The sequence below is a fragment of the Lutibacter oceani genome (genome assembly GCF_003384935.1).
Taxonomy (GTDB): Bacteria; Bacteroidota; Bacteroidia; order Flavobacteriales; family Flavobacteriaceae; genus Lutibacter; species Lutibacter oceani.
Window position 1 is genome coordinate 123,278 of the sequence record NZ_QTTQ01000011.1, and the last position, 13,508, is coordinate 136,785.

A 13,508-nucleotide genomic window follows, 5' to 3' on the forward strand; every position below is an offset into this window, starting at 1 on the left:
AAATGGAATCTCAAATAAAAAAAATACACCAACAATTGGTGTCGAAACAAATTACTTGTACAACTTTAGTGCAAGAAAAATTAGACTTACTTAAACAAAACAAATACAATTCAGTAAACTCATTATTAGATACTTTAGCTTTAAATTTAGCTTCTAAAGTAGATGCTAAAATTGCTAACAATGAAGAAATAGGATTGCTGGAAGGAATTCCTTTTGGAATTAAAGATGTTTATATGTTACAAGGAACTTATACAACTGCAAGTTCTAAATTATTAAAAAATTACAAATCCGCTTATACTGCAAGTGCAATTCAAAAATTGTTAGATGCAGGTGCAATTCCTATAGTAAAAGAAAATTGTGATAGTTTTGGTCACGGATCTTCCAGTGAAAACACCATTTTTGGAGCTGTAAAAAATGCCATAAACCCTGAACTTGTTGCTGGGGGTTCAAGTGGAGGTTCTGCCGTTAATGTTGCTAAAGAGTACACAGTTTTTTCAATTGGTGGAGATACTGGAGGTTCTATTCGTCAACCTGCTGGCTACAATCATATTTATGGTTTAAAACCTACTTATGGAAGAATTTCTAGATACGGTTTAATGGCATATGCCTCAAGTACGGATTGTGTTGGTCCTTTAGCTAAATCTGTTGAAGATATTCGTATTTTGTTGAATGTAATGAGTGGAAAAGATCCTAAAGATCAAACTTCTATTACTTCAACTGAAATTAGTGAAAAAGCTATTTTAAATAACAATATAAAAACAATTGGATATTTTAAAAACTTTATTGAAAGTGAAGCTATTGATCCAAAAATAAAAGCTGATTTTTTAACAAGTATTGAAAAGATAAAAGCAACAGGAATTAAGGTAAAAGCATTGGATTTCTTTAAATCTGATATTTTAGTTTCAACATATTATACATTGGCAATGGCCGAAACAGCTTCAAATTTATCGCGTTTAGATGGTACTAATTATGGAAACAGGATTGAAGCAGAAAATTTAATTGAAACATACGCTGTAACACGTTCTGAAAACTTTTCAGAAGAAACAAAACGTAGAATTGTTGGTGGTAATCAGGTTTTATCACAAGGTTTTTCTGATGAAATTTATTTAAAGGGATTGGCGTTAAGAGATCAGATTTCTGAAAATTTCAAAAAAGATTTTGAAGAAGTTGATATCATTTTATCACCAGTTACACCAAGCACTCCACCTAAAATTGGTGAAAGTTTAAAGGATCCACACGCTATGTATTTATCCGATGCATATACCGTTGGATTTAGTTTAGGGCAATTACCTACGTTAACAGTACCTCAAGGAACTGCAACGGGCTTGCAAATTACAGCTGCAAAAAACAATGATGAACTTGTATTGAAGTTTGCTAACTTCTTAAAAGAAACAATATAATGGAATTGGAACAATTAAATGCGGCCATAAAAGCCCACGATTTAGAATTGGTAATTGGATTGGAAACACACGTTCGATTAAATACCAAAACCAAGTTGTTTTGTTCTTGTCCAAATCAAGAAATTGAAACACCAAACACAAATATATGCTCAGTTTGTACTGGGCAAATGGGGGTTTTACCAGCTATAAATAAAGAAGCAATTACAAAAGCTATTTATTTTGGTAAAGCAGTAGATTCTTCATTTGAAAATGAAGTAATATCTTGGGATAGAAAACATTACGAATATCCAGACAACCCTAAAAATATTCAAATTACCCAGTTTCATAACCCAATAATTCCTGACGGACACGTTTCTTGTTACCGTAATGATGGTTCTCAATTTACAGTGAATTTAACGCAGGTTCATATTGAAGAAGATGCTGCTAAATTAATGCACGAGAAAAAGATTTCTTTGGTTGATTTTAACAAAGCTGGAGTGCCATTAATTGAGATTGTTACAGAACCTTGTATTCGTAATATTGAAGATGCTTCAACTTACGCACAATACATTCAACGTATTGTTCAAAATTTAGGAATTTCAGAAGCAAACCTTGAAAAAGGCGAATTTAAATCGGATGTTTCGGTGTCTTTACGTAAAAAAAGAAGCTACGATTTAAATCCACGTACCGAAATAAAAAACTTAAATTCGTTTAAGTTTATGGTTGATGCTTTAAAGGAAGAAATTGAAAAACAATTCAATTATTATGTTGAACATAAAGAGTTTAGACCAGACCAAACCACCGTTTTGTGGGATGCCGATTTAAAGCAAACCAAAACAATGCGTAAAAAAGAATTTGAAGCAGATTACCGTTTCATTTCTGAACCAGATTTACCTTTTGTTAGCATTAAAAACGAAATTAAAGCTATAAATGTAGATTCTAGCGCTTTACCTTTTGCTGTTGAAACTATTTTAATTAAAGGAGGTGTTTTACCACAAGATGCAAAATTTTTTACTGCAGATGCTGTCCGCTCTAAAGTATTTATGGATATAAATAAGGTGTTAAAAGATCCTTCATTTGTTGCAAAAACGTTAGTAAATAATATAAAACCTGAAGATTATGCAGCTATTAATAGCATTGAAAGTTTAATCGAAATTTTTCAATTATTTAAAGCTGAAAAAATCACAGCTGTTTTGGCTCAAAATGGAATTACTGAATATTTAAAAGACAGAACTTTTGATTATAAGCAGTATTTTGAAGAACATACCATTTCTGAAGAGCAAATTACAGCAGCTATTCAAACTGTTATTTCAGAAAATGAGGCGATTGCTAATGATATTAAATCTGGAAATCAAGGAAAAGCGGGTATTTTAGTTGGTAAAGTAATCGGAATTATTGGCAAAGGAGCTTCTGGAAAGGTAATTAGACAAGGAATTCTAGAAATACTTTCAGCTAAAAGTCAAAAGTTGAACGCTGGGAGTAGTGAGCAGTTAAAAGCAACTAGCGAACAGCAAAAAACGAAAGTTGAAGACGAAACGCTTCCACAAATTCCTATTATAATAAAAGACACTTATAGAACTCATAAAGCTTCAGAAATTTCAGAAAAAAACATTTCAGAAAAAATAACGTTGGCAGGTTGGGTTTCTAGTGTTAGAGATCACGGTGAATTAATTTTTATTGATTTACGTGATTCTAGTCAAGAAATATTTCAAGTACGTTTAAGTAGAGAGTCATTTCCTAATTTAGACGAATTGGTAAAATTAAAACCAGAAACTGTAATATCAGTTACTGGAGTAGTTGTACAGCGTAATGAAGACGATTATAACGCTGGTTTAAGAACTGGAAAAATAGAGTTAGAAACTTCAGAATTAGATATTTTAAACCTTTCTAAAACATTACCTTTTGAAATAAAAAGAGCTACTAAAACAAGTGAAACCATTCGTTTTCAATACAAGTTTTTAGACCATAGAAATGATGCGGTTAGAAGAGCCATTGTAAATCGCCACAAGGTAATTAAACTATTACGTGATATTTTAGATGAAGAAGAATTTTTAGAAATTGAAACTCCAATTTTAACTGCTGGAACCGATGAAGGAGCACGTGAGTTTATAGTTCCTACACGTAAACAACCAGGTTCTTTTTACACTTTACCACAAGCACCTCAGCAGTTTAAACAAATGCTAATGGTTAGTGGTTACGAAAAATATTTCCAAATTGCACGTTGTTTTAGAGACGAGGATTCCAGGGGAGATCGTCAACCGGAATTTACACAATTAGATATTGAAATGGCGTACGCTAGTATGCAGCAAATTATTGATTTAAACACAAAAATGTTTAATGAAATAGTGAAAAAAATATATGGTAAAAAGTGGATTTTACGTCCGTTTGAAATTCTTACTTACAAAGAAGCTATGGATAATTATGGTTGTGACCGACCAGATTTACGCTATGGCTTAAAAATGCAAGACATTACACACATTGTAAAAGACACACAATTTCAAGTATTTAGCAAACCTATTGAACAAGGAGGAATTGTAAAATGTATTAAGGTTTCTGCAAAAGAACAAGGAAATAATCGTATGTCTAAAGGTCAAATTGAAAACCTTACAGCAATTGCACAACAAAATGGTTTAGGCGGATTGGCATATATAATTGTTAATGAAAATGATTTACAATCGCCAATAATTAAATTTTTAGGTGCTGAAATTGCTGCTGGAATTATTAATGAAACAAATGCAGAAGTTGGTGATATTGTATTTTTCTCTGCTGCAGATTACGAAACTGCAAACAAAGCTTTAGATGCTGTTCGCCAAGAAATGGGTAAAATTTTAGGATTGATAAATCCAAAAGAATTATGTCCGGCTTGGGTGGTAGATTTCCCAATGTTTGAAAAAACCGATGAAGGCAGGTGGACATTTACACATAACCCGTTCTCTATGCCTGCAATTTACGATTTAGAAAAGCACATAAATGGAAAAGAAGACGAAATAGGAAGTATTATTGCACAACAATACGATCTTATTTTAAATGGTTACGAAATTGGTGGAGGATCTGTACGTGCTCATAAAGCTGAAATTTTAGAAGCAACTTATAGAAATATGGGGTATTCTAAAAACGAAATGATAAAAAGTGTTGGCGCTATGTACAAAGCGTTTCAATACGGAGCACCACCACACGGAGGAATTGCCTGGGGAATTGACCGTTTAATGATGATTTTAGAGAAAAAAGCATCTATTAGAGAAGTTATGGCTTTCCCTAAAACAGGCACCAGTGATGATTTACTTTTTGGAGCTCCATCTAAATTATCTGATAAAAAAGTTGAAGAACAAAATGTGAGGGTGATTAAATAATAATATTTAAAAGGGGACTAATTAGTTCCCTTTTAAATATTTCAATAATAAGTTATGCAACAATTTACATTATTATTTGCCAGCATTTTAGGAGGCTTCGCTGTAATATTCGGTGCTTTTGGAGCACACGCTTTAAAAAAGATATTAAATGAAGATCAATTAAAAAGCTTTGAAACTGGAGTTAAATACCAAATGTATCATGCAATTGTTTTACTATTAATCGGGTTTAATTTTAATTTAGAAACTACATCAGAAAAATACATGGTTTACAGTTTTATGTTAGGTATTATTTTATTTTCCTTTAGTATTTATGGACTTGTAATTTCTTCCGCCAAAAACAAAAAGTTACAGTTTTTAGGTCCAATTACACCTCTTGGTGGTTTGTTGTTGGTTTGTGGCTGGTGTTTACTTTGCTACTCTATTTTAAATATGTAGGTTTAAAGAAACTCATTAAACAAAAAGAATTTCACAGTTGTACCACCTTTGCAATGACATCACAAACAATTATTATTGCCATATTTTTTTCGTAGTTTTACTTTTAAACTAATTTATCTTTAATGAAAAACTCCACCTTAAAAGCAATTACTATTATATTGCTACTATTCCTTGTTTTTAGTTGTAAAAAAAACAATCCTTCTGAAGTTGCTTCAACAGAAACAAACTATGTTCAAGAAAATTACGATAAAACAGAAGTAAATATAACAATGCGAGATGGTGTTAAATTATTTACTTCCATTTACACACCAAAAGATAAAAGTAAAACCTACCCTATTTTATTACAACGTACACCTTATAGCGTAAGACCGTATGGTGAAAATAAATACAAAACCCGCATTGCTCCAAATAAGCATTTAATGAAAGAAGGAAATATAATTGTTTATCAAGATGTTCGTGGGCGCTGGATGAGTGAAGGCACTTATGATAATATGCGTGCTTACATTCCGAACAAAAAAGATAGCACTTTTGTTGATGAAAGTTCTGATACCTATGATACCACAGATTGGTTGGTAAAAAATGTTGATAATAATAATGGAAACGTTGGTACTTGGGGAATTTCATATCCTGGATTTTATAGTACGTATTCTACTATTGATGCGCATCCTGCATTAAAAGCAGCTTCCCCACAAGCGTGTATTGGAGATTTCTTTTTTGATGATTTCCACCATAACGGCGCTTATTTATTAAGCTATTTTAGAGCAACTTCATTATTTGGAACACCTAAAGACCAGCCAACAGATACTTCGTGGTATAAAATACCCGACTTAAATACAAAAGACCAATACCAGTTTTTTTTAGATGCTGGTCCGCTTAGTAATTTAGATCACTTTTTTGAATATGAAAAATTAGACAATCCTGCGTTAAAAAATAGTGATGCTACTGGTGATTTCTTTTGGAAAGAGTTAAAGGAACACCCAAATTACGATGCCGTTTGGCAAAGCAAGGGCATTATACAGCATTTAAAAAATGTTAAACCACATGTGGCAACTATGGTTGTTGGTGGTGAATTTGATGCTGAAGATTTATACGGACCTTTAGAAACTTATAAAACTATTGAAAAATACAATCCAGATAATTACAATACCTTGGTTTTTGGACCTTGGAGTCACGGACAATGGGCGAGCACAAAACCAATAAATAGTGTTGGAAATTATTATTTTGGTGATTCAATTTCAATAAAATTTCAAGAACAAATTGAAACAAAATTCTTCAATCATTTCTTAAAAGGTACAGGCGATAAAAATTCAGGCTTACCAGAAGCTTACGTGTACGATTCCGGTAAAAAAGAATGGGATTCATTCGAAAACTGGCCTCCAAAAAATTCAGAAAAACAAACTTTTTATTTAGCTGATAATCAAGAATTAACTTCTGAAAAAGGAAAAGAAATTGGTATTACTTTTATTAGTGATATTAAAAAACCTGTTCCTTATTCTGAAGATGTAAAAACCGTTTTCACTCCAAGAAAATATATGACCGATGACCAGCGTTTTGCTGCCAGAAGAAGTGATGTATTAGTTTTTGAAACTCAAATTTTAGAGGACGACTTTACTTTAGCTGGAGATATTTTGGCTAAATTACAAGTTGCAACTACTGGAACTGATGCCGACTGGATTGTTAAAATTATTGATGTTCATCCATCAGATACAGAAGAAAATAATGATGAAATGCAAAACCATTTAAAAATGAGTAACTATCACTTAATGGTACGTAGCGAGGTAATGCGCGGAAAATTTAGAAATAGCTTTACATTTCCAGAGCCTTTTGTCCCAAATAAAAAAACTGCTGTAAATATTAAATTACAAGATGTTCATCACACGTTTAAAAAAGGACATAAATTACAAATTCAAGTGCAGAGCACTTGGTTTCCTTTAATTGATTTAAATCCGCAAACGTATGTTGGCAATATTTTTAAAGCTAAAAAAGAAGACTTTAAAACACAAACACATACCGTTTTTACATCTTCAAATATTGAATTTACAGTATTGAAATAAAAAATATGACTATACGTTTTGTATAATAAAGACTATTTTAAGTCATGCTGAATTTATTTCATCATCTCGTAATATTTAAGAGTTAATAATTTATAAATAAACCGCTAAAACAAGTTCAGGTGATGAACTTTTTATAATTAAAAATTAAACCAATGAAGAAATCCTATTTATTTTTTAGCATAATTATAATTTCGGTAATTTCAATTTCATGCAAAGAAAAATCAACAGAAAAAACAGCGCTTCAAACTTCAAATAACGCAGCAGTATCTTTTAAGGTTGATACTATTGTTAACGGATTGGATGTGCCCTGGAGCATGGCTTTTTTACCTGATAGTTCAATGCTAATTACTGAACAAAAAGGGGATTTAGTTCATTTTAAAAATGGTATTAAAACCATGATTAAAAATGTTCCTGAGGTTTATTTTAATGGACAAGGTGGTTTATTAGATATTGAATTAGACCCTAAATATACAGAAAATGGTTGGTTGTATTTATCATACTCTTCAAATATTGAAAATGATAACAATGGAGGAAATACAACAATTATGAGAGCAAAATTAGAAGATTCCAGTTTGGTTGAAACTAAAGTTTTATACAAAGCCACACCAAACACAAAACGCAGTGCACATTTTGGTTCACGTATTGAATTTGATAGAGAAGGCTATTTGTATTTTTCAGTTGGTGATCGTTTTGATCGTGATGTTAATCCACAGGATATTACTAAAGATTGTGGCAAAATATATAGAATTAATAGTGATGGAACAATTCCAACAGACAACCCATTTTACAATACCGAAAATGCAAAAAAAGCAATTTATTCATATGGACATAGAAATCCACAAGGAATGGTATTACACCCTGAAACTGGGAAAATTTGGACGCATGAACACGGACCCCAAGGTGGTGATGAAATAAACATACTTAAAGCTGGAAAAAACTACGGTTGGCCAAAAGCTTCATATGGTATAAACTATAACGACACTAAATTTACAGATGACACTTCACTTCCCGGAATGGAAGATCCAATACATTATTGGGTTCCTTCAATTGCACCAAGCGGAATGATGTTTGTTACAAGTGATAAATATCCTGAATGGAAAGGAAATTTATTAGTTGGTTCCTTAAAATTTCAATATTTAAATAGATGTGTTTTAGAAAATGACAAGGTAATTAAAGAAGAAAAATTATTAGAAAACATTGGCAGAGTGCGTTATGTTCGCCAAGCACCTGACGGCTTTATTTATGTTGCTGTACAAAATATTGGAATTGTTCGTTTAACACCAAGTAAATAACACTCTTAAAGTAATATAATTATTATTACAAAAAATAAAAAAACATACATTAAAACAGCTGCTTTCCAAAATACATGTGCTTTTTTTAATTCCATAAAATAAAATGAAACTCCTAAAAATTTAAGAATAGACAAGCTTAAAATAATTATTGCTGTAAATGAAATACTCAAAGTTAAATTAGCTACTAAAGCGACACTTACTGTTAGTACAATTAGTACAATCCAAACCTTTAATAATATTTTTTTTTTCATTTTAAAAAATTAAATAAACTACTGGAAAAAGAAGTAACCAAATTAAATCGCACATATGCCAAAAGGCAGCACTTGACTCAAAATCTTCAACTGAATTTGAAGATTTTTGTTGTTTAAAACCAATATAAATATTAAACAAAATAACCAAGCCTACAATTACATGAATTACATGAAATAATGTTAACATCCAGTAAAATGAGAAAAAAGTATTGTAGCCAATTGTATAACCGCTTTCAATTTTAAAATAATACTCAACACTTTTTAAAACCAAAAATAAAATTCCTCCAAACATTGTCAATCGTAAAAAGTAAGTCGTTTTTTTGATATTATTTTTCTTAAAACTTTTAACAGAAATTGCCATAAAAAAGCCACTTGTTAATAAAAACACTGTATTAACCGCACCAAAAGTTGAGTTTAACAACAATCTGGAATTATGAAAAACTTCAGGTTCATATTTACTATAAAAAACCATTGCAATTAATGCCATCCCAAAAGTAAATAGTTCTAAAAAAATAATTATCCATAATAATATCCCTCCAGGCGGATAGTATAATTTATTTTTATTTACAGTTATGGTTTCCATTTAACTTTGATGTTTTATTTTTTCATACAGTTGAACCATTGATTTTAAAAGTTCCACTGGAGTTGTTAATATTTGATAGTGATTTTGCCCAAACATTTGGGGCAAATAGTATTTGGCTTGTGCTTCAATTGCTAAAGCATACGAATTTATATTTCGTTCATTCAACTCTCTCAGTGCCTGTTTCACATCATTTATTCCATATTTTCCTTCGTACTTATCGTAATCATTTGGTTTTCCATCTGAGAGTAAAATAACCCACTTATTTTTAGTATTTCTTTTGTCTAACATAGCACCAGAATGACGCAAAGCTGCTCCAATTCTTGTATAACCACTTGGCTCAATAGCACCAACTTTAAATTTTGCTTTATTCCAATCTTCATCAAAATCTTTAATTGTCATGTATGAAGAGTGGTTTCTGGTTTTAGAATGAAAACAATCAATAGAAAAATCAATATTAAATTCATTTAAAATTTCACCAAATAAAATTGAAACTTGTTTTTCAACATCAATCACTCTGTTCCCTGCTGCATAACCATCACTTGACAAACTAACATCTAACAGTAATAAAATAGATAAATCTTTCTCCTTTTTTCTTTTTGATATATATATATTTTCTGAAGGTGTATGTCCGGAATGTAAATCAACAAACAAATCTGTAATGGCATCAATGTCAAACTCTTCACCTTGAGATTGTCTGCGCTGTTGTTGAAATTTATTGTTGACTGTGGTTAACATTTTACGTAAACCAATCAGCGTTGACCGATGATCCTTTAATGTTTTTTTGTAATAATTAACATCGTTTTTTAATAGCGTTTTTGGGTATACTTTACAAAAATCTTCCTTATACTTTCGTTTGGAAAAATCCCATTCATCGTATTTTATATGATAACCTTTATTATCAATTTCTGCACTTTCTGAAACTGTTGTATTTTCAATAAAATCTGCTTGATAAACAGAGTGTGCAGTATCATCAACCCGAACCGTATATTTCATATTAACATCATCCAATGCGTTGGAATGATCATCTAATTCATCTTCTCCATCAAAATCTTTAAAATTCCCGCCAAATTCTTCTGCTGTTTCTACTTTTTCAAATTGATGTTGCAAAACTGCATCTTCTTGTTGTTTAATATCTACTTGAACGGAAATTATTTCTTCAACAGCATTGGATTTTAAAATTGTTTTGGGTTTATCTTCTTCTACTTTTTTTACATTCTCTGTAAAATTCTGTAATTTTTCTTCTGAAGATTCTTCGGGATTATTTCGCATCCATTTTCCGTAAATGAATGAAAAATCTTTAGGGATGTTATTTTTTTGCTTTTCTGAATAAAATTTAACTAATTTATTATGGTATTTTTTTGAAATAGGAAATTGCTCAAATAATAATTCCAAAACTTGAAATGAATTTTCTTCACTCTTTTGTTGAGACTCTAATAAATCGTGCTCTAAATTATCATTCCAATTTAAATTTAAATTCTTTTGAACCGATAAGTATAAAATTCTAAATAAATAAAATGAAATATTCTCTTCTTGTGAAGGAAACTCTACAAAATGGGTTGGAAGAAAATAGTTGTTATTTTTATAACCACCTTCTCTTTCCGCTTCATAAATTTCAATAGAACTCCCAGTAATTGCTCTTGATAATATAGTTAATCGTGGTTTAATATCTATTAACGAAACCGAATGTAAAATACCTTCTTGCTTTTTTTTATTTCTCTTTTTAAAGAAATATGCAAGTTTGGTAAATATGTATTCATCTGGTTCGAACATTATTAATAGTTGTTGGTTGTTGGGTTTTAGTTGATGGTTACTTGTTGTAAATTAATCACTTTAACTTCGCTCAGTGACCAGTTAAATTTTGACTTGATTAGATTGTGAGACATACTTCGACAAGCTCAGCATGACATCTTTAGGATGCTAATTTTTATATCATTAGATTACATAAATCTTTTAAAGCTTCAACTACATCTAAATCATCAGTTAAAGGTTCAACAATTGCAACTTCAACAGATAAACGTTTAGGCAATCCACTATGAATTAATTTAGCGGCATCAACTAATAAACGTGTTGAAACAGTTTCTGCCAAACCTAACTCAGTAAGATTTCTAATTTTGGTAGCAATATTTACTAGTTTTTTAGCAATCTCAAGTTGAATTCCTGTTTCATTTACCAAAATATCTGCTTCAATTATAGCATCAGGATAGGCAAAAGCAGCTGCAATAAATCGCTGACGTGTTGAAGGCTTTAACTCTTTAAATCCTTTTTGATAACCTGGATTAAAGGATGCAACCAGCATAAAATCATTATGTGCTTTTACAGTTTCACCTAACTTATCAATAAACAATTCTCGTCTATGATCTGTTAACGAGTGAATTGCCACAATAACATCAGGTCTTGCCTCAGCAATTTCATCTAAATAAATAATTGCTCCTTGTTTTAAAGCAGTTGTTAATGGCCCATCAGACCAAATAGTTTCTGCTCCTTTTATAATATATCTACCAACTAAATCAGTTGAAGAAGTCTCTTCATGACAAGAAATAGTAATTAATTTTTTATTCAATTTATAGGCCATATACTCAATAAATCTTGATTTTCCAGTTCCTGTTGGCCCTTTTAATAAAAAAGGAATTTTGTTTTTATAAGCGTGTTCAAAAACTTCAACTTCCTTCCCTACTTGATGATAATATGGTGCTATATTTTCCATAAATATTATTTTGTATATTAAAAAAACCAGCGCAATAAGCTATTTATAAACAGTATGGAATGTTAACAAAAATTTATTTGCGCTGGAAATCAATCTAAAAAACTAATACTAATTTTATTTATTAATATTTAAAGCTTCATCAGTTGGTTTACCATGCTTGTAAAAATCAATAATATAAAGTACAATACCTGTTGTAAACAATGTTGCACATAATATTAAAACAACAAAATGAATGCTAATTTCTTTTTGAACTGCCATAAACTCCATTCCAAACTTACGCTCTAAATATACTTGAGCAACACCTGCAACACCAAAGGCAACAGTCATTCCAATCATTCCAATATTTGCCAACCAAAAAGCTGCTCTTCCACGTGTACTTTCATATAATTTTCTACCTGTTAAATTTGGCAAACTGTAACTTATAATAGCCAAAACAATCATTGCATAAGCTCCCCAAAAAGCTAAATGTCCGTGCATTGCAGTTACTAAAGTACCGTGTGTATACAAATTTGTTTGAGGTAATGTATGCGCAAATCCTAATAATCCAGCTCCAACAAACGACACAATCGCAGAACCTAAAGTCCAATATAATGCTAATTTATTTGGGTGTTTTTTCTCACCCTTTCTATACATATTTACTGCAAATAATGCCATTGCTAAAAATGCTAAAGGTTCTAATGCTGAAAATATTCCGCCAACAATTAACCAAATTTTATTAACTCCTATATAGTAATAATGATGTCCTGTTCCTAAAACTCCAGACAAAAAAGTTAAACCTACAATTACATACAACCATTTTTCAATTACTTCTCTATCTACACCTGTAAGTTTTATTAATAAGAAAGATAAAATACCCCCCATAATTAATTCCCAAACACCTTCTACCCATAAATGAACAACCCACCAACGGAAAAATGAATCTGTTACCTGACTGTCAAACTGTAACATTCCTGGTAAATACAATAAAGCAGCAAATAATAACCCCATTGAAAGTACCAATGCTGTTGTAGTTCTTCTTTTCCCTTTGAATAAAGTAGTTAAAATAATTCCTAAAAAAAGCAAAACATTAACAACAACTAAATAATCCAAAGGTCTTGGAATTTCTAAAAACTTTCTACCTTCCCAGTAGTTAAAATGGTATCCAACTACTGCAATTACACCAACTAAAGCTAAACTGATTAGTTGGACATATGCCAATTTTACACTTACTAATTCTTTTTGTGCCTCTTCAGGAATAATGTAATAAGCGGCTCCCATAAAACCAGATAATAACCAAACAACTAATAGATTTGTATGCACAGCTCTAGCTGTATTAAAAGGTATTAAATCGTGTAAATTATCAAATCCTATACGGGCAAACCCCATTATAAAACCATAAGTTATTTGTAATACTAATAATAGCATTGAAAGGGCAAAAAACCAATATGCTACTTTTTGTGATTTATATTTCATAATTCTTA

Annotated in this window: 10 protein-coding genes; 5 read left to right on the forward strand and 5 right to left on the reverse strand. The window is 30.9% G+C overall.

Annotated elements, in window-relative coordinates; genetic code table 11:
• The first annotated feature begins 2 nt into the window (after positions 1-2).
• From BX611_RS09880 to BX611_RS09900, 5 genes are all read left to right on the forward strand, one after another.
• Positions 3-1,400, forward strand: coding sequence for an amidase (locus BX611_RS09880; protein WP_115880751.1), 1,398 nt, complete (start codon positions 3-5; stop codon positions 1,398-1,400).
• Positions 1,400-4,729 (forward strand): bifunctional amidotransferase subunit GatB/aspartate--tRNA ligase AspS, encoded by a 3,330-nt coding sequence (gatB/aspS, locus tag BX611_RS09885; RefSeq protein WP_115880753.1) that lies wholly within the window; start codon positions 1,400-1,402, stop codon positions 4,727-4,729. Before BX611_RS09880 ends, gatB/aspS begins: the two co-directional genes overlap by 1 nt.
• A gap of 54 nt (positions 4,730-4,783) precedes the next feature.
• Positions 4,784-5,164 carry a DUF423 domain-containing protein gene (locus BX611_RS09890; protein WP_115880755.1) on the forward strand — a complete coding sequence of 127 codons (381 nt, stop codon included), beginning with the start codon at positions 4,784-4,786 and terminating at the stop codon, positions 5,162-5,164.
• Between the two features lie 122 nt (positions 5,165-5,286).
• Positions 5,287-7,218, forward strand: coding sequence for a CocE/NonD family hydrolase (locus tag BX611_RS09895; RefSeq protein WP_115880757.1), 1,932 nt, complete (start codon positions 5,287-5,289; stop codon positions 7,216-7,218).
• A 152-nt stretch (positions 7,219-7,370) separates the two neighbouring features.
• The gene (locus tag BX611_RS09900) at positions 7,371-8,510 is read left to right on the forward strand and encodes a PQQ-dependent sugar dehydrogenase (RefSeq protein WP_115880759.1); all 1,140 of its coding nucleotides are present in this window, start codon (positions 7,371-7,373) and stop codon (positions 8,508-8,510) included.
• 5 nt (positions 8,511-8,515) lie between these two features.
• Here BX611_RS09900 and BX611_RS09905 read toward each other — a convergent pair whose 3' ends face one another.
• The 5 genes from BX611_RS09905 to BX611_RS09925 form a co-directional block, all read right to left on the reverse strand.
• Positions 8,516-8,761, reverse strand: a complete 246-nt coding sequence (locus tag BX611_RS09905; protein WP_115880761.1) for a cytochrome C oxidase subunit IV family protein — start codon at positions 8,759-8,761, stop codon at positions 8,516-8,518.
• Position 8,762: 1 nt separating this feature from the next.
• Complete coding sequence (locus BX611_RS09910) at positions 8,763-9,344, reverse strand: cytochrome c oxidase subunit 3 (protein WP_115880763.1); 582 nt, start codon at positions 9,342-9,344, stop codon at positions 8,763-8,765.
• Positions 9,345-11,114 carry a nitric oxide reductase activation protein NorD gene (locus BX611_RS09915; protein WP_205417117.1) on the reverse strand — a complete coding sequence of 590 codons (1,770 nt, stop codon included), beginning with the start codon at positions 11,112-11,114 and terminating at the stop codon, positions 9,345-9,347. It lies immediately after the preceding gene.
• Between the two features lie 154 nt (positions 11,115-11,268).
• The gene (locus BX611_RS09920) at positions 11,269-12,048 is read right to left on the reverse strand and encodes a CbbQ/NirQ/NorQ/GpvN family protein (RefSeq protein ID WP_115880767.1); all 780 of its coding nucleotides are present in this window, start codon (positions 12,046-12,048) and stop codon (positions 11,269-11,271) included.
• A 114-nt stretch (positions 12,049-12,162) separates the two neighbouring features.
• The gene (locus tag BX611_RS09925; protein WP_115880769.1) at positions 12,163-13,500 is read right to left on the reverse strand and encodes a cbb3-type cytochrome c oxidase subunit I; all 1,338 of its coding nucleotides are present in this window, start codon (positions 13,498-13,500) and stop codon (positions 12,163-12,165) included.
• Between the last annotated feature and the right edge of the window lie 8 nt (positions 13,501-13,508).

Excerpts from the sequence above, each read along its gene's own strand:
- BX611_RS09880 (WP_115880751.1), top strand. The coding sequence starts at position 3 with ATGGAATCTCAAATAAAAAAAATACACCAACAATTGGTGTCGAAACAA.
- gatB/aspS (WP_115880753.1), top strand. The coding sequence starts at position 1,400 with ATGGAATTGGAACAATTAAATGCGGCCATAAAAGCCCACGATTTAGAA.
- BX611_RS09890 (WP_115880755.1), top strand. The coding sequence starts at position 4,784 with ATGCAACAATTTACATTATTATTTGCCAGCATTTTAGGAGGCTTCGCT.
- BX611_RS09895 (WP_115880757.1), top strand. The coding sequence starts at position 5,287 with ATGAAAAACTCCACCTTAAAAGCAATTACTATTATATTGCTACTATTC.
- BX611_RS09900 (WP_115880759.1), top strand. The coding sequence starts at position 7,371 with ATGAAGAAATCCTATTTATTTTTTAGCATAATTATAATTTCGGTAATT.
- BX611_RS09905 (WP_115880761.1), bottom strand. The coding sequence starts at position 8,761 with ATGAAAAAAAAAATATTATTAAAGGTTTGGATTGTACTAATTGTACTA.
- BX611_RS09910 (WP_115880763.1), bottom strand. The coding sequence starts at position 9,344 with ATGGAAACCATAACTGTAAATAAAAATAAATTATACTATCCGCCTGGA.
- BX611_RS09915 (WP_205417117.1), bottom strand. The coding sequence starts at position 11,114 with ATGTTCGAACCAGATGAATACATATTTACCAAACTTGCATATTTCTTT.
- BX611_RS09920 (WP_115880767.1), bottom strand. The coding sequence starts at position 12,048 with ATGGAAAATATAGCACCATATTATCATCAAGTAGGGAAGGAAGTTGAA.
- BX611_RS09925 (WP_115880769.1), bottom strand. The coding sequence starts at position 13,500 with ATGAAATATAAATCACAAAAAGTAGCATATTGGTTTTTTGCCCTTTCA.